The 24,798-nt window shown below is 39.4% G+C and carries 23 protein-coding genes; 13 read left to right on the top strand and 10 right to left on the bottom strand.

Annotated elements, in window-relative coordinates:
• The 3 genes from AC1M9F_RS13050 to rimI form a co-directional block, all read left to right on the top strand.
• Nucleotides 1-91: EF-Tu C-terminal domain-related protein (locus AC1M9F_RS13050; RefSeq protein WP_019509660.1), on the top strand; the 91-nt coding region annotated here is incomplete at its 5' end.
• A 204-nt stretch (nucleotides 92-295) separates the two neighbouring features.
• Nucleotides 296-1,177, top strand: coding sequence for a metal-dependent hydrolase (locus AC1M9F_RS13045; RefSeq protein WP_481597976.1), 882 nt, complete (start codon nucleotides 296-298; stop codon nucleotides 1,175-1,177).
• A 104-nt stretch (nucleotides 1,178-1,281) separates the two neighbouring features.
• Nucleotides 1,282-1,740, top strand: coding sequence for a ribosomal protein S18-alanine N-acetyltransferase (gene rimI, locus AC1M9F_RS13040; protein WP_481597975.1), 459 nt, complete (start codon nucleotides 1,282-1,284; stop codon nucleotides 1,738-1,740).
• 14 nt (nucleotides 1,741-1,754) lie between these two features.
• Here the strand turns inward: rimI and AC1M9F_RS13035 are convergent, their stop codons facing one another.
• The 3 genes from AC1M9F_RS13035 to trxB all read right to left on the bottom strand — a co-directional run bounded on the left by AC1M9F_RS13035 (nucleotide 1,755) and on the right by trxB (nucleotide 4,382).
• Nucleotides 1,755-2,570 (bottom strand): arginyltransferase, encoded by an 816-nt coding sequence (locus AC1M9F_RS13035; RefSeq protein ID WP_481597974.1) that lies wholly within the window; start codon nucleotides 2,568-2,570, stop codon nucleotides 1,755-1,757.
• Between the two features lie 17 nt (nucleotides 2,571-2,587).
• Nucleotides 2,588-3,319: a leucyl/phenylalanyl-tRNA--protein transferase gene (gene aat / locus AC1M9F_RS13030; protein ID WP_481597978.1), complete on the bottom strand. Its 732-nt coding sequence runs from the start codon at nucleotides 3,317-3,319 to the stop codon at nucleotides 2,588-2,590.
• Between the two features lie 115 nt (nucleotides 3,320-3,434).
• A complete protein-coding gene (trxB, locus tag AC1M9F_RS13025; protein WP_035267378.1) occupies nucleotides 3,435-4,382 on the bottom strand; it encodes a thioredoxin-disulfide reductase in 948 nt (315 codons plus the stop codon).
• 261 nt (nucleotides 4,383-4,643) lie between these two features.
• Between trxB and AC1M9F_RS13020 the strand changes: the two genes are divergently transcribed.
• On the top strand, nucleotides 4,644-7,796 hold the full coding sequence (locus AC1M9F_RS13020) for a DNA translocase FtsK 4TM domain-containing protein (RefSeq protein WP_481597973.1): 3,153 nt from the start codon (nucleotides 4,644-4,646) through the stop codon (nucleotides 7,794-7,796).
• Between the two features lie 45 nt (nucleotides 7,797-7,841).
• On the opposite strand, the gene AC1M9F_RS13015 is transcribed toward AC1M9F_RS13020, so the two are convergent.
• Nucleotides 7,842-8,711 (bottom strand): helix-turn-helix transcriptional regulator, encoded by an 870-nt coding sequence (locus AC1M9F_RS13015; protein ID WP_035267383.1) that lies wholly within the window; start codon nucleotides 8,709-8,711, stop codon nucleotides 7,842-7,844.
• Nucleotides 8,712-9,178: 467 nt separating this feature from the next.
• Between AC1M9F_RS13015 and AC1M9F_RS13010 the strand changes: the two genes are divergently transcribed.
• Nucleotides 9,179-11,581 carry a YadA-like family protein gene (locus tag AC1M9F_RS13010; RefSeq protein WP_481597972.1) on the top strand — a complete coding sequence of 801 codons (2,403 nt, stop codon included), beginning with the start codon at nucleotides 9,179-9,181 and terminating at the stop codon, nucleotides 11,579-11,581.
• A 112-nt stretch (nucleotides 11,582-11,693) separates the two neighbouring features.
• On the opposite strand, the gene AC1M9F_RS13005 is transcribed toward AC1M9F_RS13010, so the two are convergent.
• The 6 genes from AC1M9F_RS13005 to AC1M9F_RS12980 all read right to left on the bottom strand — a co-directional run bounded on the left by AC1M9F_RS13005 (nucleotide 11,694) and on the right by AC1M9F_RS12980 (nucleotide 16,151).
• Complete coding sequence (locus AC1M9F_RS13005; protein WP_481587883.1) at nucleotides 11,694-11,981, bottom strand: PA4642 family protein; 288 nt, start codon at nucleotides 11,979-11,981, stop codon at nucleotides 11,694-11,696.
• Between the two features lie 188 nt (nucleotides 11,982-12,169).
• Nucleotides 12,170-12,442, bottom strand: coding sequence for a cell division topological specificity factor MinE (minE, locus tag AC1M9F_RS13000; RefSeq protein WP_035267388.1), 273 nt, complete (start codon nucleotides 12,440-12,442; stop codon nucleotides 12,170-12,172).
• Nucleotides 12,443-12,444: 2 nt separating this feature from the next.
• Nucleotides 12,445-13,257 carry a septum site-determining protein MinD gene (minD, locus tag AC1M9F_RS12995; RefSeq protein WP_035267390.1) on the bottom strand — a complete coding sequence of 271 codons (813 nt, stop codon included), beginning with the start codon at nucleotides 13,255-13,257 and terminating at the stop codon, nucleotides 12,445-12,447.
• Between the two features lie 61 nt (nucleotides 13,258-13,318).
• Nucleotides 13,319-14,032 carry a septum site-determining protein MinC gene (gene minC, locus AC1M9F_RS12990; RefSeq protein ID WP_180000266.1) on the bottom strand — a complete coding sequence of 238 codons (714 nt, stop codon included), beginning with the start codon at nucleotides 14,030-14,032 and terminating at the stop codon, nucleotides 13,319-13,321.
• 116 nt (nucleotides 14,033-14,148) lie between these two features.
• Nucleotides 14,149-15,198: a preprotein translocase subunit SecA gene (locus AC1M9F_RS12985; RefSeq protein ID WP_481597971.1), complete on the bottom strand. Its 1,050-nt coding sequence runs from the start codon at nucleotides 15,196-15,198 to the stop codon at nucleotides 14,149-14,151.
• 23 nt (nucleotides 15,199-15,221) lie between these two features.
• Nucleotides 15,222-16,151, bottom strand: a complete 930-nt coding sequence (locus AC1M9F_RS12980; protein ID WP_481589486.1) for an acyltransferase — start codon at nucleotides 16,149-16,151, stop codon at nucleotides 15,222-15,224.
• Nucleotides 16,152-16,395: 244 nt separating this feature from the next.
• Here AC1M9F_RS12980 and AC1M9F_RS12975 point away from each other — a divergent pair, with 244 nt between their 5' ends.
• From AC1M9F_RS12975 to AC1M9F_RS12940, 8 genes are all read left to right on the top strand, one after another.
• Nucleotides 16,396-17,049, top strand: coding sequence for a YiaD family glycine zipper/OmpA-like lipoprotein (locus AC1M9F_RS12975; RefSeq protein ID WP_092768184.1), 654 nt, complete (start codon nucleotides 16,396-16,398; stop codon nucleotides 17,047-17,049).
• A 139-nt stretch (nucleotides 17,050-17,188) separates the two neighbouring features.
• The gene (locus AC1M9F_RS12970; RefSeq protein ID WP_035267404.1) at nucleotides 17,189-19,228 is read left to right on the top strand and encodes a UvrD-helicase domain-containing protein; all 2,040 of its coding nucleotides are present in this window, start codon (nucleotides 17,189-17,191) and stop codon (nucleotides 19,226-19,228) included.
• 24 nt (nucleotides 19,229-19,252) lie between these two features.
• Nucleotides 19,253-19,705 carry a dUTP diphosphatase gene (dut, locus tag AC1M9F_RS12965; protein WP_035267418.1) on the top strand — a complete coding sequence of 151 codons (453 nt, stop codon included), beginning with the start codon at nucleotides 19,253-19,255 and terminating at the stop codon, nucleotides 19,703-19,705.
• 195 nt (nucleotides 19,706-19,900) lie between these two features.
• Entirely contained in the window at nucleotides 19,901-21,325 is a 1,425-nt protein-coding gene (locus AC1M9F_RS12960) for a phosphomannomutase/phosphoglucomutase (protein ID WP_481597970.1), read from the top strand.
• Between the two features lie 22 nt (nucleotides 21,326-21,347).
• Complete coding sequence (gene argB, locus AC1M9F_RS12955) at nucleotides 21,348-22,253, top strand: acetylglutamate kinase (protein WP_035267425.1); 906 nt, start codon at nucleotides 21,348-21,350, stop codon at nucleotides 22,251-22,253.
• 172 nt (nucleotides 22,254-22,425) lie between these two features.
• Nucleotides 22,426-23,274: a class II glutamine amidotransferase gene (locus AC1M9F_RS12950; RefSeq protein ID WP_481593835.1), complete on the top strand. Its 849-nt coding sequence runs from the start codon at nucleotides 22,426-22,428 to the stop codon at nucleotides 23,272-23,274.
• Between the two features lie 109 nt (nucleotides 23,275-23,383).
• Nucleotides 23,384-24,466 carry a hypothetical protein gene (locus AC1M9F_RS12945; protein ID WP_481597969.1) on the top strand — a complete coding sequence of 361 codons (1,083 nt, stop codon included), beginning with the start codon at nucleotides 23,384-23,386 and terminating at the stop codon, nucleotides 24,464-24,466.
• Nucleotides 24,463-24,786 carry an RnfH family protein gene (locus AC1M9F_RS12940; protein WP_092768198.1) on the top strand — a complete coding sequence of 108 codons (324 nt, stop codon included), beginning with the start codon at nucleotides 24,463-24,465 and terminating at the stop codon, nucleotides 24,784-24,786. The genes AC1M9F_RS12945 and AC1M9F_RS12940 overlap by 4 nt, the downstream gene beginning before the upstream one ends.
• Nucleotides 24,787-24,798: the final 12 nt, after the last annotated feature.

Below are 24,798 nucleotides of genomic sequence, written 5' to 3'. Positions count from 1 at the left end.
CCCAATCGCAATGGACCCAGGTCTACGTTTTGCGATCCGTGAAGGTGGTCGTACAGTTGGTGCTGGTGTTGTTGCTAAAGTAACTGCATAAGTATTGATTGTGTGAAAAAACGCCCCATTGGGGCGTTTTTTATGTAATCTAAAAATTGTTAGACAATAAGAATTGTAAGCTGTCCTTAACTGATAATGATGTGACCTATAAGGCATTTATCATAAAAATAATAAATCACTAAGATGAAGTAATGAAAAGAATCATAAAACTAGATTTGGATAGATCCCGAATAGGAGTCCAGCAATGAATGCTAAAGTAAATATTACAAATCGTGCCGGTGCATCATTTCCAGTACGTCGTATGCAATTTGATTTTGATCACGTACCAGAATATTGGATGAATGGTTCAGCAGGATTAACTCATTTCATGACAGCGTTATCTGCATTATTTCCTGCAGGTGAAAAATTCTTTATCGATTCAGTGCGTGCAGTTCGCCAACATCCAGCCATTAAAGATAATGAAGATCTCCAAAAAGAGATTTCAGCATTTATTGGTCAGGAAGCAATGCATACACATGAGCATGCTGGCTTTAATGCATCAGCACAAAAATTTGGACATGATGTTGCTGCACTTGAAAAAGCCACAGATACGGTCATTCAAACTTTTCGTAAGTCAGCTAGCACCGTTATGAAACCATTTGGTATTTCACAAGAAATGATCGATCTGATGGGAACGACTGCGCTAGAACATTTTACAGCAACCATTGCCTCAGAATTATTGCGTAACGAACATATTCAAGCATTAATGACTGATGAAACAATGGCGACGATGTGGGCTTGGCATGCCATTGAAGAAAATGAGCATAAGGCTGTCGCATATGATGTATTTGAAGGTGTGTTCGGTAAAGGAATCAAATCTTATCTTGCTCGAACATCTTCTTTAGTGGCAGCAATGGTTGTGCTATTCATGGTGCAGACTTATTTTGTAGCGCGTTTATTGAAAGACGATAAACAGTTAAATATTGCATCTTTGAAAGATATCTATACCTATGGATATAGTCCATCTAAAGGCATTATTTCTGGTATGGGTAAGGAAATGTTGGCTTATTTTAAACCAGGCTTCCATCCGAATGATTTGGATACCGTGGGTTTATTGGCAACATGGAAAGTAAAACTCGGTTTTTAAGTATTTACTTTTGTGCATTCGGGCAGCGTAAGCTGCCTTTTTTTATTTCATTTATTTTCGAACTTTCTATAATGTACTCACTTAAAAAATGTAATGTAGTGATTATGATTCGACCGATGCTGACATCAGATGTTGAGGTGGTATATGAAATTGAAAGTTTGGGGCAAACGCATCCTTGGACAAAAAAACAATTTTTAGAAGCGGTTGATTCATATCAATCTACAGTGATTGAATACCAGAATCGTGTTGTTGGTTTCTGTATTTTACAGCCTGTATTGGATGAAGCGAATTTGCTGTTGATGGCAGTTCATCCGAAGATGCGTGGAAAAGGGTTGGGATATCAATTGCTTGCAGCTTCAATGGCTCAACTCAATAATGATCCTGTACAAATCTTTTTAGAGGTCCGAGAAAGTAATAAGGCTGCGATTGCGCTATATGAGAAATCCGGATTTCATCAAATTGATATGCGTAAAAACTATTATCCAACATTAGATGGTGGAAAAGAGCATGCCATCATTATGGTAAAGGCATGCAGTGATAATTTTGCAGATTTATTCAAGTGACAAAATTCAATACCTTACTTTACAATAAAGTTATTCCATTCAGAGGGAAGTGTCGTCATCAGCATATGACCTAATTGATCGATTTCTTCGTTGCTGAGCATTTTATTAACACGTCGCCATTGACCATCCAGTAATAATTCAAAAGGCGCATATTGGGACTTATATTTCATTTTGAATGAATGGGGTACCCAATATCCTAAATATACAAACTCTTGATTGTGCTGCTTTACATATTCAATTTGCTTAAGGACTGCAAAAACACCTAAAGAACGTTTGGATTCATCTGGATCAAAAAATGTATAGACGGCGGATACTCCATCATCTAATACATCGCAGGTTGAGACACAAATGAGTCGATTATCTTTCCAAAGTTCTATAAAGAAACTATTGCTACAACTGTGAATCAAAAACTTCTCGAATTGATCATAGCTAGGGGGGAACATATCTCCATCTGAATGACGCTCATTGATGTAACGTTCATAGAGTTGATAGTGTAAATCAGTAGCATCTTGAGTTTGGGTTATTCTAACTTCTAAGTCTTGATTACGTTTCCAAGCTTTCTTTTGTTGACTGTTCATTTTAAAATCATAAACAGGTACACGACATGAAAGGCATTGTCGACACAAATGACATTCAGGTCGATAGACAAAATCTCCGCTTCTTCGAAATCCTACACGAGACAATTCTGATAAAGTTACAACGTCGATTTTATGAGCAGGATCTAAAAAGACCATCCGTGCTGATTTCTCGGGAAGATAACTGCAGTCATGCGGTGGTGTAATGTAATACTGCAGTTCATTTAATAGGGACTGGGGTTGATAAGAATTCATATTGTCCCTCCTATTTCTCAATCCATGAGTCTTTGATCAAATGCTATTGTTTTACTTGAAAATACACCGTCTTTATACTTTTGCCAATCAATCTGAGGCTGTTTTATCACATCTTGTAACGAATTAAGGTAGTCTTGGCGAGAAATTGTGCAAGCACCTAAGCTCATGAGATGATCATTCACCAATTGACAGTCAACCCAGGGTGCCTGGTTTTCAAGGCTGATCAACATGAGGGTATAAAAAGCCATTTTTGAAACATCAGTCTCTCGACTAAACATGGATTCACCAAAAATACCCTGACCTATAGAGACACCATACAGCCCGCCGACAATCGAATTTTCTCTGCGTACTTCGACACTATATGCATAGCCTGCCTCAAATAATGAACAGTAACCCTGAATGATATCTTCATTAATCCATGTTTCATTGGCATAACTTCGTGGTAATGAGCAAGAACGTATCACATGTTCAAAATCACGGTTAATGGTAATCGTATAATCATGTTTTTTCATGTTACGAATGAGTGATTTACTTGGATGGTATGACGAAGGGTAGATAATGCAGCGAGGTTCTGGACTCCACCAGCAGATCGGCTCACCTTCGGAAAACCAAGGAAATAAACCATGTGTATAAGCTTCAAATAATGTAGAAGGGGAGAGGTCAGCACCTATACAGATTAGTCCTTGACCTTCGGGATCGGATTCAATTGGATTAGGGAAAATAAATTCAGAAGGAGGGAGCATAGGGATTAAGTTCTAAAAATAATAATGAAAAACCGAAGATAAAAATGTTTAAAATGATTATGCCAAGTTGAAAGAATAAAAAAACCACCCGAAGGTGGTTTTTTGGGTTTTTAAATAAATATTAGTTGTCTAAATATTTCTCAGCGTCTAAAGCAGCCATACAACCTGAACCTGCTGATGTAATTGCTTGGCGGTAGATATTGTCTGCAACATCACCTGCAGCAAATACGCCTTCAACAGAAGTCGCAGTTGCATTACCACGTGTACCACTTTGAACTTGGATATAACCATCACGTAGTTCAAGCTGACCTTCAAACATTGCAGTATTAGGTTTGTGACCTATAGCGACGAACAATCCAGTCACTTCAACGTTTTGTGTTGTAGTATCAGTTGTAGATTTCAAACGAACACTAGTAACGCCATCTTGAGGGTTACCAAGTACTTCTTCAACTTCATGGTTCCAGATGATGCTAATTTTCCCTTCTTTCTCTTTTGCAAAAAGATGATCTTGAAGGATTTTTTCAGAACGTAATTTATCGCGACGATGTACAAGTGTTACATGTGAAGCAATGTTTGATAAATAAAGCGCTTCTTCAACCGCAGTGTTACCACCACCGACAACCATGACTTTTTGATTTTTATAGAAGAAACCATCACAAGTTGCACACGCACTCACACCTTGACCCATATAAGCAGCTTCGGATTCTAATCCCAAGTATTGAGCCGTAGCACCTGTTGCAATGATCAAAGCATCACACGTGTATTCTTCCATATCACCTTTTAAAACGAATGGACGTACATTTAAGTCAACTTCGTTAATGTGATCGTAAACCAATTCAGTACCAAAACGTTCTGCGTGAGCTTGCATACGCTCCATTAAAGCAGGACCTGTTAAGCCTTCAGGATCACCTGGCCAGTTATCAACTTCTGTAGTTGTGGTGAGCTGACCACCCAATTGCATACCTGCGATTAAAGTTGGTTTTAAATTTGCTCGTGCAGCATATACAGCTGCGCTATAACCCGCAGGACCAGAACCTAAAATAATCAATCTTGAGTGACGAGCGCTCATGTATAAGCATCCTTTTAATTTGATATATCGACTTGCTGAAAATTATACGTGAAACTTCACCACAGTTGTGTGGAATGAATGTGGATTATATTGATCAACTAAATCGAATTGAGCTATATAGATAAAAGTGTTAACAAGGAAACCTTAGAAAGCTGCACCTTTTTTTTATGAACAGGTGCATAATAGTAAGTTTTCTATAATGAAGAAATTGTTCCATTTCAACATTAGAACATTAATGAATAATCGTTTACAGGACAGTATATGACTGCGGTGTCGAGTGTATATGCACAGCGCTTAGTTTTAACATTCTTCTTAATATCATTTGGTATTTATCTGTTTTTAGCAACAGTGACTTATACGCCATTTGATCCGGGTTGGATGCATATTTCGAGTGATACTCAACAAGTTTCAAATGCAAGTGGTGTCGCAGGTGCTTGGATTGCAGATCTCTTATTTGGATTTCTGGGCTGGGCAAGTTTACTGATTCCAATTTATTTATTCATTGAAGCGATTCAAGTGTGGTGGCCAAGAAGTTTTTTGAGTCGCCCATTTCGTTTTGCTGCTCAATTTTTCATTCTACTTACCGTCGCGAGTTTGTTTTATTTACTTTGGTCAGTGCCTGCAGATACGCTTGCTAACGCTTCAGGTGGAATCATTGGTTACGAATTGGGTGAGAGTTTAAAACAGCTTTTGACGATTTATGGCGCCGTTTTTTTTCTGATCGTACTTAGCATCGTTCTAATCACACTGGCTTTTGGTATTCAGTGGAACAAGACATGGTCTACTTTGAAGGCGACACCCGCTTATTTGCAAGATTTATTCTATAAAAATGTACCTGAGACTGAATCAGCTTATGATTTGACGACTCAGCCAAAAGCGAAAAAAGAAATTGAACCTCCTGTAAAAGATTCAGCTCCAGTCCCTCATCAAGCTGAGCTCAATGATGTCAGTCATTTAGAAGAAATAGATCAATTACAAGCGCGTCATGAACGTACTGCTGAAAAACTATTTGAAGATATGCGTTTCCAAGAGTCTCAACAAAATCATCGTTTTGATGAAGATGATGAGGCAGAGCTCGAGCGTACCATCGCGAAAGCGCATGAGTTAGAGCGTGAGAGTCAACGTATTGTTCCAACGGGTGAAGTTTGGAAAGCCTTGCATAGCGATGAAGATCATAAAAGAGAAATTGATGAGCTTTTGCGCGCAGCAGAGGAGGATCAGCTTGATCAACGTACTTCAGAAATTAATGAATTAAGTAAAAACGTTCGAGTAGAGCAGCGCTCAACTGTTCAAGATACTGCTTTGGACTGGAATGATGATCAAATCTTTGATGAATTGCTTGAAGTTGTTCCACAAGGACAGCACGCCAAAGATATTCATACTCCTTTTCATCATCAAACAAATCCTTCAGGTCAATCTGCTGATGATCAAAATACAGCATCCCTAATCCAAAATACCTCAGCTATTGGTGCAAGTGCTGTATACGCAAGTCAATCTAGCGCAGCGGCGGAAGCGATCACTAAAGCAGATCTGTTAGCTTCTGAGCTTGATGGTCTTGCATCACTTGCGGATGAAGCAGAAGCTTTGTCTAATCCAGAGGTCAAGCGTCCAAATTTGGTGACGCCAAATATTAAATTTATGACTTCACCTAAGTTAGATACAGTCGCAGAATATGAATCAGAGCAAGGTATTATTGCTCCATCACCACAAAATATGGTTGAGCAAGAGGGATCATTAATTCCTGTTGCTAAAGTGAGTGATGAGGAAAAACAACGTATATCTTCAGATAAGGATGCTTTTAGAGAAGCTTGGCAAGAAACGGTAGGTAAGCCCGAAGTTGAAGAGGATGAGTTTGATTTCGATGCGCCATTAACAGATGCTGCTGGTCGTCCAATGTCTCGTGCAATGCAAGTTGCAGAGCGCCGTAAAGATTTATCACCACTTCCTGGTTTGGATTTACTTGATGAAGTAGACCCAAACAAAAAAGTAAACTTCACTGCAGAGCAATTATCAAGATTATCAGAACTGTTAGAAATTAAATTACAAGAATTTAATGTCAAAGCGAAAGTGATTGAAGCTCAACCGGGTCCAGTCGTGACCAGATTTGAACTGGATCTTGCGCCTGGTGTGAAAGCCTCGAAAGTAACTAATATTTCTCGTGACTTAGCACGATCAATGTCGATGGCATCAGTACGTGTTGTTGAGGTGATCCCTGGAAAACCTTACATTGGCATTGAAGTTCCGAATAGTACACGTGAGATGGTGCGCCTGATTGAATTGGTACAAATTCCAAAATTTAAGGATCCAGATGGAATCTTATCCATGGCCATGGGTAAAGACATTTCTGGTAACCCAGTCATTACTGAGTTGGGCAAGGCACCACATATGTTGGTTGCGGGTACCACAGGTTCAGGTAAATCTGTTGCTGTAAACTCGATGATTCTATCGATGCTTTTAAAATATACGCCAGATCAATTGCGCCTTATTTTGATTGATCCTAAACAACTTGAATTGGCGAACTATAACGATATTCCGCATTTACTCACGCCTGTTGTGACTGACATGAAAGATGCAGTCAGTGCTTTAAATTGGTGTGTGAATGAGATGGAGCGTCGTTATAAGCTGATGTCGTTCTTAAAAATACGTAAATTGAGTGACTATAACCGTAAAGTTGAAGAAGCAATTGCCAATGGTGAAGATCTATTTGATCCAACTTGGAAAGCCAGTGAGTCAGTTGCTGGAGAACGTGCACCTAGACTTACACCATTGCCTTCGATTGTGATTGTTGCAGATGAATTCGCAGATATGATCATGCAGGTGGGTAAGAAAGCGGAAGAAATGATCACTCGTTTAGCTCAAAAATCACGTGCTGCTGGCATTCATTTATTACTTGCGACACAGCGTCCATCCGTCGATGTAATCACGGGCTTAATTAAGGCGAATATACCGACGCGTGTTGCGCTACGTGTAAACTCTAAAATTGACTCGCGTACGATTTTGGATGCGGGTGGTGCAGAAGATTTGCTTGGACATGGTGATATGCTGTTCTTAGGACCAGGTAAAATTGAGCCTGAGCGTGTGCATGGTGCATTTATTGCCGATGACGAAGTGAACCGTATTTGTGATGCATGGCGTGAGCGTGGTGCACCAAACTATGTGGATGAAATTCTCACCCCATTTGATGAAGAGCCAGCATCACGTGGCTTTGAGGATGGTGATGGTGCTTCTGACCGTGACGCACTTTATGATCAATGTGTTGCTTTTGTTTTAGAAACCCGCAAAGCATCCACTTCATCTTTACAGCGTAAGTTTAGTCTGGGTTATAATCGTGCCGCACGTATTATTGACCAAATGGAAGAAAACGGTATCGTGAGTGCAATGGGCGCAAATGGTAAACGTGAAATTTTAGTTTAACGAAGACTGACTCAGAAAAAGCAACCATAGGTTGCTTTTTTTTATTTAACTCAAAAAAGTGTTGTTTTTGGGGGTAGTCCATTGGCTGGCAAATGTGATCAGTTCACTCACAGAGTGAACATTCAAGCTTTGATAAACTGACTTGACACAATCTTTAAATACCGCAGGGCTAATGGATAATTTTTGTAAAATTTCACTTTTATTCATGCCTGTAATTAACGAAAAAGCCACTTGGCATTCTCGGGGGGATAGATCAAGTGCTTCTAGTTTTTTTAAAATAATGAGGGAGCGTGGTAATGAGCGCTTTAAGTATAAGGCGATATTTGTATCGGTTGTATTTTGACTACTTAACCATTCAGCACGAAGGGTTAATATTCCATTAGGAATGGTCAAACTAAGCTTGGGGATTTGTTGCCCATATTTAAGCTCATTGATGACTTGATAGCATGATTTTGGCAACGCTTTATATGGTTCCCAAAATTCATAATGTATCGGGAAGAGATTCAGTAAATCCTTTGCAGCATCAGTCATCATGACTAAATCATTTTGAGAATTCACGATTAACAACGCTTGATCTGATTCAATTACATCGTCGCCATCCTCCATTTGATTGTTAAGCGCATATTCGATATAGACACCAGCTTGTTCTAATAAACGATGATCTTGTAATTGGAAGGGGTGTGACATACGCCTATAGAGGGTAATACCTCCTGCAGGAATATGATTGCGTTCTAATCTTAAATCTAGTGTATGGTGAAGACCGCTTTGGCGCACAATCATCTGGTAGGTTAAGCTATGAAAATACGGATCATCTGGGCGTAAAAGATTTCCGACTTTGGGTAACATAGGGCAGTTGAGCCAGCGGATATGGCTTTCGGTTTTTAAGTTTAAGAATAATTCAGTATTTTCTTGCACATACCTCATCGACCGAGGGTTAAGATTTTTGTAATACAGTATATAAGGTTCACCATTTGGATAGGTCAGTGCCATACCGTAGGCATCATGTGGAATCAAAAAATTCAAATAGTCAAAAATACTGGGCGCAATGGTAAGGAGCGGAAGTTGAGTACAGCAAAGATTTCTCAGGCGATGGAGGGTGCCGAGCCTTGTTCGATCACTTTTACGAAAACTTATTGAATTCATCTTCGATTGAACTGTTTTGATTATAACAAATTCAAATTATAGATTTTTTTAAAAAAATTGAGATAAAAAAGTAAATATTAATCATTTTTTCACAAAAATATTTTTTTCATCCCCCCTTAAAGGGGGGCTTCTAGATTATCAGCTTTATGGTTTGATTTTCCTCATTATAAAAGGTCTTTCTTGCAAACTATGGAAAACCTGCAAGTGACATGACCATGTCAAAAACTAAGGGGAATTACATGAACCATATATACCGAGTTATCCGTAATCGTAATGGAAAATTAGTCGTAACAGGGGAACTTGGACGTACACGTTTTACACAATCTTTAAAAAATATTGGAATGACGACAGGTTATCTGATTTTAATTGGGGCATTAACCGCAATGACGAGTCAGGTGCAAGCTGATGAATGTGAGGGTTCAACAGGCACAGCGACGAATTCAGACACTACATCTTTCATCTGTGGTGAAAATAACTCAGTGGTTGCACCGAACAGTGTGGTTATGGGACAAAGCAATAACGTCAATATTGGGATGAATCATACTGTTTTTGGTTTGAATAATACGGTGACACCAAACGCTGTAACGACAACGCAAAATAATGTGGTCATTGGAAATCAAAACACAACACATCATACAAGTAATATTGCCATTGGTAATAATCAAGTGGTTAAGGGGGAAGGGAGTATTGCGATCGGTAGTTCAAATACTGCTGAAGGGGGTATCTCTATAGGGATTTCAAATTTAAACTCGTCTGTAAAATCTGTTGTTGTTGGTATGAATAATATTCACGACGTCAACACTAATGGCTCGATGATTTTTGGTGGATTTAATGAGGTTGGTGCGACGAGTTCTCATATATTTGCCTCCAACAGTAATGTGCAAGGTCACACTAATGTGGCTGTCGGTGGTTCTATTATTATTCGACCAGGACCAAATTATACATCCGTAAGAGAGTCAGTCGCGATTGGTGAGCTGAGTCAGGTTTATGCGAGCAACTCTGTTGCTTTAGGTAGTGCATCGGTTGCAGATCGAGAGAATGTTATTTCAGTCGGTAGTGATCAATTAAAACGCCGAATCATGAACTTAGCATGGGGATTAGATACTCATGATGCTATTAATGTTGATCAATTGACAGCCAGTTTACAAAGAATTCTGGGTACTGGGGTGACTATGTTTCAGGGGAGTGTGATGCCCCTTTCATTTGAAATGCAAGGCTCTACATACCAAAACCTAAATCAAACAATTAGAGGGATTGATATTGAATTTACAGCGTTAAAAGACCGAGTGTCTGCACTCGAAAATAATGGTGTTGGTGGTGAAACAGGTACAGGTACCACTGGACCAGCTGGACCAAGTGCGTACGAGGTTGCTGTGAGTAATGGATTTGAGGGCTCTGAAACAGATTGGCTTACATCATTAAAAGGTGAAAAAGGCGATAAGGGAGATAAAGGTGATCAAGGTCCACAAGGGTTGAAAGGTGACAAAGGGGATCAAGGTATACCAGGTGCAAGCGGTGGACCTGGTGGCGGTGTAGGACCACAAGGTGATAGTGCTTACCAAGTGGCGGTGAATAATGGATTTGTAGGAACAGAGCAAGATTGGCTGACGTCACTCAAAGGAGATAAAGGTAACCAAGGTCCTCAAGGATTGAAAGGTGATAAGGGAGATCAAGGTGATCAAGGACTTCAAGGCTTAAAAGGCGACAAGGGCGATAAAGGTGATCAAGGACTTCAAGGCTTAAAAGGTGACAAAGGTGACAAAGGTGATCAAGGTTTTAGTGCTTTTGAGATTGCTGTACAAAATGGCTTTAATGGCACCGAACAACAGTGGCTAACGTCTTTGGCTAGTGGTGGAACTGTCGCAATATCTGTTGGAACAAATCCTAGTGAAAATGCAATATTACCAAATGCAACAGGTGAAGATGCTCTTGCAATCGGAAGTTCATCAGTAGCATCGGGTCGTGAGAGTATTGTAATTGGGGCTGAATCACAAGTCGCTGGTGAACATGCAACAGCTTTAGGAAATCACAATACGGTTACGGGTGAAAATACGCATTCAGTTGGTAATTTCAACAATATTTCAGGAAATAGTACTGTAGCTCTTGGGAATAATATAACGTCTGACGCAAATAATGCTGTTCTTTTAGGAAATGCTTCGTCTACCGATCGGGACAATACGGTTTCAGTGGGTTCCTCTACGCAACAGCGCCAAATTGTTAATGTGGCAGCAGGTACAGCGGATACCGACGCAGTCAATGTAAAACAAATGCGTCAAGCAGATCAGCAAGTTTTGAGCGATGCACAGGAATATACGAATATACGAACCAATGAAATATTGAATCAGGCCAATGAGTATACTAGTCGACGTGTAAATGCTTTAGAACAGAGTTTTGCCGATGAACGACGTGACACTCGAGCAGCTATTGCATCATCTTTGGCTGTCGCTTCATTACCCCAGCCAACTTATGCTGGTGCAAGTATGTTCAGTGCAGCTGCTGGTACATGGGATGGTGAGCAAGGTATTGCCATTGGATTTAGTGGGGTTTCTGAAACGAATCGCTTTGTCTATAAAGCGTCTGGAACCGCAAGTTCACAAGGTGATGTTGGTGGTGCTATTGCATTGGGTTGGCAATGGAAATAATCTAAGTTTCACCCAAACGTAAAAGTAACCTTAATACGAAACTATTTTTTAACAGGTATAAGATAGATTTAAATCAAAAAAGCCTGCTCAAGCAGGCTTTTTTATCTGTTTTTTAGGCAAATTTTGCTAAAACAGCAAGGAATTCTGCACTTTGGCGTGGGAATTCTGCGATCACATCATGAATACGTTTGCCTTCAGGATTTTGAGCGTTAAGATTACGACCATCTGCTATAAATTTAGTGAGTAAACGCTCATAGTCATTAGCACGCATATGTTTAAAAGCATGATAGAGAACATGAAAATCAGCGTTTACACCTTCAGGAGGTAACTGATTTAAATAGGCAAAAACACGCTCGTCTGACCATTCTTCATTGAACGTGGCTGGCTGTGATAATGCCATCACAATCTCCTTGGTATTTTTAATCAATAAAAAAGGGCAAAATATGAGACTAGATGAGCAAAGCACTGCTTTGTCTAGTCGCAAGACTTGAAGCTCTGCTTCAAGTGGGCGGAATATAGCTAATAGCCTATTTCTGCCACTCTCATATTTTGCCCTGATTCAATTTGCTTGACTAATCAAAAATCAGATTAACGTTCTTCAGGCAAATTGATATTCATTTCTAGCATTTCGATATTTGCTTCTGAGCGAACCGACATTTGTATATGCTGTTCATCTACACCACGCACATAACGATTCACAACTTGCATGATTTCTTTTTTCATTAAATCAATTTTATCTTGGCTTAAACGCTTACCTAGACCATTTTCAGATGCCACGATAACTTTTAAGCGATCTTTAGCTGTTTGTGCACTTGATGGTTTGTCATCACTACTAAAAAGTTTACTCCAGAATCCTGCCATCTTTATGCTCCAAATAAACGTGCTAACCAGCCTTTCGGCTTCACAGAGATGTGACGATATGGACGTTCTTCACCAAGGAAGCGTGCAACAAGATCGTCATAAGCTTGTCCAGCTGCTTCTTCAGTATAAAGAATAACAGGCTTACCTTCATTCGAAGCTTGTAACACGCTTTTACATTCAGGAATTACACCGAGCGTTGGCACGCGAAGGATATCTTTAGAAATATCATCGACTGTTAACATTTCTTGCTTGTCAGCACGTTCAGGGTTGAAGCGTGTGATACAAAGATGCTTACGAATACGACCTTCGTTATTTTCTACTTTCTTCGTTTTACTGTCCAACATACCAATAATACGATCGGAATCTCGGACAGATGAAATTTCAGGGTTCGTTACAATGATTGCTTCATCAGCATGGTACATTGCTAAAATCGCACCACGTTCAATACCTGCAGGAGAGTCACAAATGATGTAGTCGAACTCTTGAGAAAGTTCGTCCATAACACGTGCAACACCTTCATCGGTCAACGCATCTTTATCACGGGTTTGTGATGCAGGTAAAATATATAGATTTTCGATTTCTTTATCGCGAATAAGTGCTTGTTGTAATCTCGCTTCGTTATTTAATACATTCACAAAATCATAAACAACACGACGCTCACAACCCATGATAAGGTCGAGGTTACGTAAACCTACGTCAAAATCGATTACAACAGTTTTGTGGCCACGAAGGGCTAAACCTGTTGCAAAAGATGCACTGGTAGTTGTTTTACCTACGCCACCTTTACCTGATGTTACGACAACAATTTTCGCCACCGAATCCACTCCTGTTATGTTTATCCCCAATACTATAGGGGTTCTCATGTTTAGTTATACATTAAAATTCGAGTGCTTCAAAGACAAGCTCTTGAGCATCATTTAAATAGATATGTACTGACTTTTTTAGCATATGTGGTGGAATATCATCTGCAACACAATATGTTCCTGCGATAGATACTAATTCAGCTTCTAAAACATGACAGAAAATTCGTGCTGCTGTATTGCCACCGGCGCCGGCGATGACTCTACCACGAGCAGAGCCATAAATATGTATATTTCCTGAAGCGATGATTTCAGAGCCACTATTAATTCCAGCAGTTAAAATAATATCGCCGTGATCTTGTACCAGACATTGTCCTGTTCTAAGCACTTCATCGTGATACGAAGTTTTATGTGTAGTTGCAGGAGCTATGTGTGTTGGAGCCTTCTCAGCTTCAGGGGTATTTGCTGGGGCTTCTACCACTTGTTCTTTTGTTGCTTTGATGCGCTGCAAAGGACGATCAGCCGCAAGAACTGGGAATTGGATCGCACGTGCTTCATCACCCATTAAACCATCAACGACAGCCATTGGCTGTAACCCTAAACTGATGACCAATTGAATGAGTCCAATGAGTTCTTGTTCAACGGTTGTGTCTAGAATGACAAGCGCACCTTCATAAGAGGTTTCACTCATCATGGCACTTAATTGTTGGCGGATAACATTATGATCATTGGTGTCAAAGGTAATTCGGGTAAAATTCACCATTCTACCGGTAATCCGAATATCTGCCATATTCATTCCTTGCTTGCTTCGCGCTTTATAATCGAAGTAAAAATTGTTAATTGTGCAAATGCTAGTTCAATTCTCAAGAATTCTCTAGCGGATATATTAAATTAATAGAGAAATGATCATTCCTTGACTTGATTGTTTTTTGATAACTCTATTTGCCATTGTTTTACTGCCACCTGTTTTCTTAAAGACTCAAGACTTTCATAAACGACAGATTCAACGAGTTGTTCTAATGCATGATTATCAATATTGAGCTGGCTAATTTTTTCAGCAATGAGTTGATAATGCGCATTCGGTTTATCAATGGTTCCAGAAATAAAAGGTTCAACTAAACCGTCGGTAATATTTTCACCTAATCGTTGACCAATGTTGTGGATTTGCTGTTCTATACGACCACCCACCAATGGAATCAGCTTTAAGAGCTGTGTTAGTTCTGGTGTGTCTTCAATAGCTTTAATGACAATGTGACCAACGCCTTGCGAGATATTATCTTTTTGAAGTTTTAATTCGGTTGCTAAAGATTCTTGTAAGACTTGCGCTAATGTCGTGGCAAACATGTCTCGATGGTGATTCACCAGATCATGAATGATTTTTTTATGGGTCGAGCTAGTGTCTAACTCTTTTTTTACACTATCAATGACAGTAATCACCACACGATCAGAGAGCTCTTCCATGATCACGTTATAGTAAAAATTAAGACGTCTGAACCATTTATTAGGTATGACTTTATAGCCTAGCTCATGCAGTCTATAGGCAATCACTCCGACGCGAATTAAACGTAAAAAGCGAAGGTAAGGGATAATGGCTAATATTTCATACCAATGAATGAAGGGAAAGAAAAACCAACGCTGATGATGTTTATTGACGATTGCAATCAGCCATCTTACAGCGAGTTCAACAATTAAAAATGTGATAAACCAACTTTCAGTAATGATGACCCATGGGTGAAGCTCGGATTTATAAAACTCCAGAATTTGAGGTAATTGAACCGTGTCAAATACCCATGAGCCAAAATTACTCATTAAAAATGCATTGGCACATAGACAAAACAAATTGACTAAAATAATGAGCATCATAAAGATGTCATAAATCAGGAACATCTTCCAAAATAAAGTGTCATGACGCTGTGGACGGAAAGTTTTTCGAGGATTAGTCATGCGATCTGTCATATGCAATACATTCTGAGGACAGCTTAATTTACAGATTCAGCTTGAAGCTGTTGTTTTAACTGTGTAATTAACTGATCTTTTTCTGTCCAAAGCTCATCAACCCATTTTTGGAAACGAGCGCGATAGTCGGCATCATCCTCATAATTGCCGCCATGAACCCAAGCAGGAATTTCAATTTTTCTTAAATTCACGGCAATTTGAGAAACTTCTCCTAACCAAAAATCTCCATAACCTGGCACACCATCTGGATAGACAATGGTCATATCGACTAGCGCATCAATTTCACTTCCTAGAATATTTAGGGCAAGTGCTAAACCACCTGCTTTGGGCCTAAGTAAATTTTTATACGGAGATTTTTGTTGGGCGTGTTTTTCAGGGGTATAGCGTGTACCTTCTAAATAATTTAATAAGGTAAAAGGTTGGCTGAGCAGTTGTTCACACGATTTACGCGCTTCTTCCATATCACGATATTTCAGCGCAGGATTTTTTTCGATTTGCGCTTTGGTATGACGTTTCATCATAGGAAAACCAAGGATCTTGAATGCTTGCCCAACAAAAGGAATAAAAATGAGTTCCCATTTCGTAAAAAAACGTGTGAGCGGCATACGTTTAAGACCAAAATATTGAGTAACAGTTGTATCCACCCAGCTTTGGTGATTACAGGTCATGATGTAACGACCTTGTAGATTGAGATCTAGATCTTCATCAATCGTGATGTGCCATTTAAGCTCAGGGAGAACTTTTTCAATGAGCCAGTTATTCGTACCAATCCAACCATTGGCGATATTGATATTGGTTTCATCGATTTTTGATGATTTTTTTACGAGTTTAGTCAAACCTAATGCAAGAATAGGTGGGCCACGAAAAAATGTACTTCCTGTGATTACAGAACCTACGGTTAAACCCTTAGAAATTTTTTTTAAAATAGGTTGTTTCTGCTTCTCTGCTGCCATTGCACAGTCCTAAAAAGTGATTGCATTTGATTGAAATTTTTAAAACACTATAAATCGAGTCGCTCAAATCACAAAGCCCGTTTTCTTAACTATGTATAAAATATGATGAAGCATTAACGAAAGATGCTACAAAAGATTACATATTGTTAATAAACTGTTTATTATTAACAAAATAGTAATGGTTAAATTGTTTCTAACAAATCATTATTCATCACATACAAAAACATATAAAAGGAGTCATCCCATGCGTGCATTAGCTATTTCAGCTGCAGTGGTTGGGGCAATGGTACTTTCTGGTTGTCAAACAACTGGTAACAATATTGGTGGCGTCGAGTATGACAAAACTGCATTGGGTGCTTTAATTGGTGCAGCAGCTGGTTACGGTGTTTCTAAAGGTAATGCGAACACTAGCCGTCAAAATAACCGTGCAGCAGCGATTGGTGCTGTATTAGGTGGTGCTGCAGGCGTATATCTCGACAATAAAGAGAAAAAATTACGCCAAGCAACTGCTGGTACAGGTATTGATGTAAACCGTAATCCAGATGGCTCTATTAACTTAGTAATGCCAGGTGCTATCACGTTTGATACAAATAAATCAAATATCAAGCCAAACTTCTATGACACTTTAAACCGTGTTGCACAAGTTTTAACTGAAGACAACAAGAGCGGTATCCTTGTAACTGGTTATACTGATAGTTCAGGTAATGATGCGATTAACATCCCATTGTCACAAGCACGTGCTCAATCTGTTGCTAGCTATTTAGCATCTAAGGGTGTTTCTACAGCACGTATTAATGCTCAAGGTTTAGGTTCTTCAAACCCAATTGCTGATAACACAACTGCAGCAGGTAAAGAACAAAACCGTCGTGTAGAGATTGCTGTTTACGCAGTTCAATAATACATGATCTTAAAAAAGCCACCTTCGGGTGGTTTTTTTATGTCTGAAATTTATTCAAATATACCTTCATTAAATTTAACGTTAGTCATATTCGAAGCAGATGACTATAATCGAGCGCTGAAGGAAAAGAGGAAAGAATATGTCATCAGCCAGTCATTTGAACGACAAGCAACTTGAAGCCATGAAATACACTCAAGGACCCTTGTTAGTACTTGCTGGGGCAGGCTCAGGTAAGACCTCTGTAATCACACAGAAAATTGCATATTTAGTCAAAAAATGCGGTATACCAGCACATCGTATTACGGCGATGACTTTTACCAACAAAGCTGCACGAGAGATGAAAGAGCGTGTCGGTAAATTGCTTGGTAAAGAGGATGGAAAGGGTTTATCTGTTTCTACCTTTCACACCTTTGGTTTGAATTTATTAAGACTAGAATTAAAACATACGCCACTTAAAGCAAACTTTTCCATTTTAGATGCTGATGACTGTAAGCGTATTTTAATGGATTTAATGCACCGAGATAATTTGTCTGGTGCAGAAAGTAAAGAGCTGATCGCAAAAGCTATGAAGATGATCTCAGATTGGAAAAACGATCTAATTTTGCCTGAGCAAGCACATACGACTTGTGAAACGGCTGAAGATGTTCAATTTGCGCATCTCTATCAACTTTATGAGCGTAATTTACGTGCCTATAATGCGGTCGATTTTGACGATTTAATCGTAATGCCGACACGCCTTCTTCAAGAAAATGCTGAAGTCCGTGATAAATGGCAAAACCGTGTACGTTATTTATTGGTTGATGAATATCAAGATACCAATACCGCCCAATATATCTTGGTCAAACTGCTTGTTGGTGTCATGGGACAATTTACGGCTGTAGGGGATGATGACCAATCAATTTATGCTTGGCGGGGGGCAAAGCCAGAAAACATGGCCTTATTGAAGGAAGATTTCCCCAATTTAAAAGTCATTAAGCTTGAGCAAAACTATCGTTCAACCAGTCGTATTTTAAAAGCTGCAAACCATGTGATTGAGAATAACCCACATATTTTTGATAAAAAATTGTGGAGTGATAAAGGACATGGTGAGGTGATCCGTATTATTACTTGTCGTAATGATGATGATGAAGCGGAACGTGTTGTTAAAGATTTGCTGACTCATAAATTGATGAATGGCAAAAATTGGAAAGATTACGCCGTGTTATACCGTGGAAACTTCCAAGCACGTGTTTTAGAAACACAACTTCGTCAGATGCAGATTCCTTACAAACTTTCTGGTGGTCAGTCGTTCTTTGGTCGTGCTGAAATCAAGGATATTATGAGCTATCTACGTCTCATTATTAATCCTGAAGATGACAGTGCTTTCTTACGGATTATCAACACACCTAAACGCGCCATAGGACCTGTGACTTTAGAAAAACTAGGTTTATTTGCGCAAGAGAATAATCTTTCTCTACTAGGTGCCGCGAATGATCAGCGTCTAAGTATGGTATTACCGAAGAAGGCGACATCTCAATTGGCTGAGTTTGCCGATTTTATCGAAGGTTTTACGCGTGAATTGTTAGATGATGATGAACCTGTACCTAAAGTCCGCCAAATGATGGTTGAGGCAGGATATATCGACTACATCAAAGAAACGGCAGCGACGCCAGCACAAGAAAAAACTAAAATTGACAATATTGAAGTGCTTTATAGCAGTATTCAAAGTTTGATCAATCGTGCTGAAGATGTCGATGAAAAAAATATCGAAAGTGTCATTCGTAAGATGGTGTTGCTGGATATGTTGGAGCAACAGCAAGAAGATGAAGATATTGATAAAGTAAATTTACTGACTTTGCATGCTTCTAAAGGCTTGGAATTCCCATTTGTTTATATTATGGGGCTTGAGGAAGAGTTGCTTCCGCACAAAAATTCAATTGTGGCTGACACCATCGAAGAAGAACGTCGACTGATGTACGTTGGTATTACCCGTGCCAAACAAGGTCTGACTTTGACGCTTGCAGAACAGCGTAAAAATGGTGGTCAGATGAAACAAATGACACCAAGTCGCTTCTTGGACGAATTGCCACAAGATGAAGTCGATTGGCTAGGTCGAAAAAAGAAATTGGCTGAAAATATCGATCCAAAATTACAGGCACAGCATTATCTGCAAAATCTGAAAGCTTTACTCAAACGTTAATTACATTTTAAAACAGGATTGAATATGAAAGTTCAAGTTAAAGTACTTGACCAACGACTTGGTCAAGAATGGCCATTACCTACTTATGCAACAACAGGATCAGCAGGTTTAGATTTACGTGCATGTGTAGATGAAGCGATCACTATTGAGCCTGGTCAGACTGTTTTAGTTAAAACAGGTATGGCAATTTATATCGAAGACCCAAGTTATGCGGGTTTGATTTTGCCTCGTTCTGGCTTAGGTCATAAACACGGGATTGTATTAGGAAATCTCGTCGGTCTAATTGATTCAGATTATCAAGGTGAATTAATGGTTTCAGTTTGGAACCGCAGTCAAAATGCATTTACATTAGAGCCAGGTGAGCGATTGGCTCAATACGTATTGGTTCCTGTTTTACAAGCTGAATTTGATTTAGTTGACGAATTCAAGGCAAGTGAGCGAGGAGCTGGTGGATTCGGACACACTGGAAAACAATAGTATTTTGGATAAAAGCCTGTAAAATCAGGCTTTTATTTATATGTTGCAAAATATTAACAAAGATTATATAAATTGAAATTGGTACACGTTATATAAAGAATAACGATATTTTTTATTACTCAATATATTCAAAATTTATTTGGATCAACTCTCATCACGCTGTTCTGACTCAGCAGTCAACGGTGTTAATTAAGAATGAATACCCAACCACTTATTTTTCCAAGACAAATTTTCCGTGCTTATGATATTCGCGGAAAAGTCAGTCAATTGGATACAAGAACAATTTATGCGATTGCACATGGGCTCGTTGCTCAGTATCAATCACGTGGTCAGAAAAGTATCGTGCTAGGTTATGACGCTCGACTGACTGGACCTACTTTTGCTTGGATTATTGAATCAGTCTTCAAAAAACAAGGGATGAATGTCGAGAACATTGGATGTTGTTCAACCCCACAAATGTATTTTGCTGCTCGACATAAAAATGGCAATGGCATCATGGTGACCGCGAGTCATAACCCTAAACATGATAATGGGATTAAATGGATTATTGAATACGAACCACCTTGTCCAGACATGATTCAAAATGTTGGGGAGTATGCAGAAGGTTTCTATTTTCAACATGATCACTTTCCAACGCCACCTCAACTGACACATCAGATTAAATCAGAGTATTGCTTGGCTTATCAGCATGCTTTGCTCAAGGATATTCAATTAAAGCGTCCACTCAAGGTTGTATTAGATGGTATGCATGGTGCCGCTGGGCGTTGTGCTGATTTAGTACTACAAAAAATGGGATGTGAAGTCATTTCAATACGTTGTCGTGAAAATGGAGAGTTTCCTGATCATCCTCCAGACCCTTCACAAGCGAAGCATTTGACGCAGCTAAAAGAAAAAATTTTGTTGCATCAGGCGGATTTGGGGATTGCTCTTGATGGTGATGGTGATCGTGCCGTCATTTTGGATGAGAATGCTCACATTGTGTCTGCTGATCGCTTGTTAGCATTATTCGCATCATTGTGTTTAACTCAGCATCCGCATCATGAAATTGTTTATGACGTAAAATGTTCAACGATGGTGTCAAAAACCATTGAACAATTACAAGGCATCGCAAAAATGATTCGTACTGGCAGCAGTTTCATGCGCCGTTATATTTCCCAATCCAAAGGTCGAGCTGTTTTTGGGGGAGAATATGCGGGTCATTATGTCTTCAATGATGGTCGTGGTTTTGGTTACGATGATGGTATCTATGCAGCATTACGGGTCATGGAGGCATTGAGTCAACTTAATATCACGCTATCTGAATATCTCGCTCAATTCCCAGATCGCTTTGGTACTGAAGATACCTATATTGAAACGCAAGATGCAAATCCGCAAGACGTCCTAGCCTTGATAGAGCAGAATTGTAAAATTACTGGGGCCAAAATGAGTAAAATCGATGGTATTCGCCTTGATTTTGACTACGGATTTGGCATTATGCGAGCATCAAATACTGGTGAATACTTCACGGTACGGTTTGATGCAGATAGCCCATCGAAACTTTATGAAATTCGCCAGCATTTTGTAAAAATTTTAAATGAAAAATATCCTGTGCTTGCTCAAAGTATTTTGAATGCACACTAATGTAGGAATGAAGGAGAGGCGAATGCCACACCAACAAACTGGCATCGACAAAGCTCAAATTTTGACAGAAGCTTTGCCATACATCCAAAGATTTACAGGTAAAACACTTGTAGTGAAATATGGCGGCAATGCAATGACTGATCCTGCATTAGAAAGTTCGTTTGCCCGTGATATCGTGCTATTGAAAACAGTTGGTCTTAATCCGATTGTGGTTCATGGTGGTGGTCCTCAAGTCGATTCATTTTTGAAACAACTTGGGCGTGAATCAGACCGTATTGATGGAATGCGTGTAACTGATCCTGCAACTATGGAAGTTGTAGAAATGGTGTTGGGCGGAAGTGTAAATAAGTCTATTGTGAATTTGATCAATCAACATGGTGGTCGTGCAATTGGATTAACGGGTAAAGACGGTAACTTAATTCGTGCTCAAAAGTTGTTGATGGAAAAAACCCAAGAGGATGGATCTGTTCAACAAATTGATCTTGGGTTAGTGGGTGAAGTGGTCGGTGTAAAAACTGACGTTCTGGAAATGTTCACTCAAAGTGATTTTATTCCAGTGATTGCTCCACTTGGTGTTGATGAGGAAGGTAATACTTACAATATCAATGCAGATTTAGTTGCTGGTAAAGTTGCTGAAGCTTTGGGTGCAGAAAAGTTAATTCTTCTTACGAATATCAGTGGTGTATTGGATGAGAATAAAAACCTACTCACTGGACTAACAACACAAGAAGTCGATCGCTTGATCGATACAGGTGTGATCTACGGCGGTATGATTCCGAAAGTGGGATGTGCGCTTGATGCGGTGAAAGGTGGTGTAGTGAGCGCGCATATTGTGGATGGTCGTGTTCCACATGCGACTTTGTTGGAAATTTTTACGGATCACGGTGTTGGAACATTGATTACCAATCGTTCTAAGTCGGCGCACTAATTCATAATCACATAATAAAAAGTCACTTCGGTGGCTTTTTTTGTTTGATAAGAATAATCGTTTTATGTCCCATATATCCAGCATAAAACATATTCAATTGCCATATTCATATTTGCAACATCTATAAGGCTGATGCACAATAAAACTGATAACTAAAGCAAAATGAAAGATTATGTGCCAACTACTTGGAATGAATTGTGCCACCCCTACGGATATTACGTTTTCTTTTCGTGGTTTTTCTCAGCGCGCTGGAATAACGTCAGATCACTCAGATGGTTTTGGCATCGCTTTCTTTGAGGATAAGGCATGCCGCTTATTTGTTGATAACCAATCTGCAGTCGAGTCTCCAATTGCAGAATTCGTTCGTAATTATCCGATTAAATCGCGTAATGTCATTGCGCATATTCGTAAAGCAACACAGGGAAAAATTACTTTAGAAAATTCTCATCCGTTTATTCGTGAATTGTGGGGGAGACAATGGATTTTCGCGCATAATGGTGATCTGCATGATTTTCATCCAAGGTTGTCGGGACAGTTCACACCAGTAGGTAATACAGATAGTGAGCTTGCATTTTGCTATTTATTAGAACATCTCGTACAAAAGTTTGGTTATGTAGAGCCAAGTGTCCAAGATGTATTTCATGCTTTAGAAGAAATTTCGCCAACAATAGCAGAGCATGGGACATTCAATTTTTGTTTATCAAATGGACAGGCTTTGTATAGTTATGCGACCACAAAATTACACTGGATTGTTCGCGAATATCCATTTCAACCTGCACGATTAATTGATATTGATGTTGAAGTCGATTTTAGTCAGGTCACGACACCTGAAGATCGTGTGGCTGTAATTACGACAGAACCATTAACAGATAATGAAGCTTGGTTTGCATATACGCCCGGCGAAATGATTTTATTTCAGGATGGTAAGCCAACATTACGTACCATAACTCACGTTGAGCGATTGGTCAGAGAAGCCCGTGACCCAAGCTTGAAACGTGTTACTCGCGCGGATCAATATTAAAAATTTAATTTGAAGTGTCTAAGATCTACACGTACTTTTTTAACGCCAGACTTTGATTTTAATGATTGAGCTAGGCAAAATAGCGTAAAACTTTTTAATGGAATACCTCATGCAGGACACCGCTATGTCACGATGGTTATCGCCGCTGATGGCATTTTGTTTATCATTTATCATTATTGTGGGTCTGGCACCAAGCTTAGGCTTGCAAATTGATCGACAACTCGATTTTTGGTTGCTTTGGTTTGCAACGATGTTGTTTTTAGCGTTGCCAATTATCTATTTAGAAATTGGATTGGCGAAACGAGCTCAAACATCAGCGCTGAACGCATTATCAAAATTGACCCGTGAAGCCGATGCGCACCAACGTTGGAGAGTGGTTGGTTGGCTTGCTGTTATTTTTATTCCATTCTTAGCGGGCGGTATATTACTTAATACTTCTAATGCTGTAGCACAACAAAATGATTTTGGTATTGGTTCAAATATTTTGATGGGTATCGCAGCATTCATTGCATTTGGTTTATCATTTCTTCAACGTTCTGTATTGGTTGTACTTACTGCGATTGCAACGATTGCAAGTTTAATCGCGGCTCAGGTTTTTGGTGTCCAAGTCAATGATTGGCAGCTGACTCCTGTTGAGTTTAAAGAGTGGGGTAATGCAACTATTCTCGCTTTAGTAGCTTCAGGTCTCGGGCTTGGATTATATTGGCAGACAAATCTCAATCAAGAGAAACAAGATGCTGCAACGCCAAAAACTTTACCGATTTGGCTAGCGCAACTGGTGGCTGTGGCTGGATTTGGATATTTTGCAATTAGTGCTGCAATTCCAGCATATATCGTTTTAATCGCGACAATATTTGCAGTAGCTTTACTCCTGCAACTTGGGAAGGAACAACTCGCACATCGTGGATTAGCACAAGCGGTGCAATATTTTTTATTGCTTGCACCACTTTTAATTTGGGTATTCCCTGCAGCCGATCTATTTTTAACTCCGATTTTAATGCTTTGGGGATTAAGCATTTGTTTAATCTATGCAATTTTCGTGGGTTGGATCATGAAAATTAGTCATTTACGTAAAGCGCTGAATTTTAGTAATGAAGCTTTTTATAATATCTGGCGTGTGGCTGTACGTATTGTGACACCTTTAGCAATTGTGGCTGCAATGATTTCTTACTTAGGTCAATGGTTACCATGATCCAAAATGCAAAAGTTTGGGTTGCTTATGCTGCTGTAGACCAGCAGTTTCACATTGAACTTGAATTTGTGGAAGGCATGTCTGTTGCGGATGCTATTACACAAAGTGGTATCGCGTCGTGTACGCAGTTGCCAGACGAGTATGCTGTTGGAATTTTTGGGACGAAAGTACAAGATCAATCGCATGTTCTGCAAGCAGGTGATCGGGTGGAAATCTATCGGGCATTAACGATTAATCCAAAAGATATTCGCCGTAAGCGAGCGGCAGCGAATCCAGTTGGGCGCTATTGTCGTGGCAATCGCTTTAAACAATTGAAATGATATGAAAAACCC

This window comes from Acinetobacter sp. ANC_7504 (assembly GCF_056779995.1).
The sequence above is the reverse complement of the archived record's forward strand: the minus strand, read 5'-3'. Positions and strand labels throughout refer to the sequence as shown.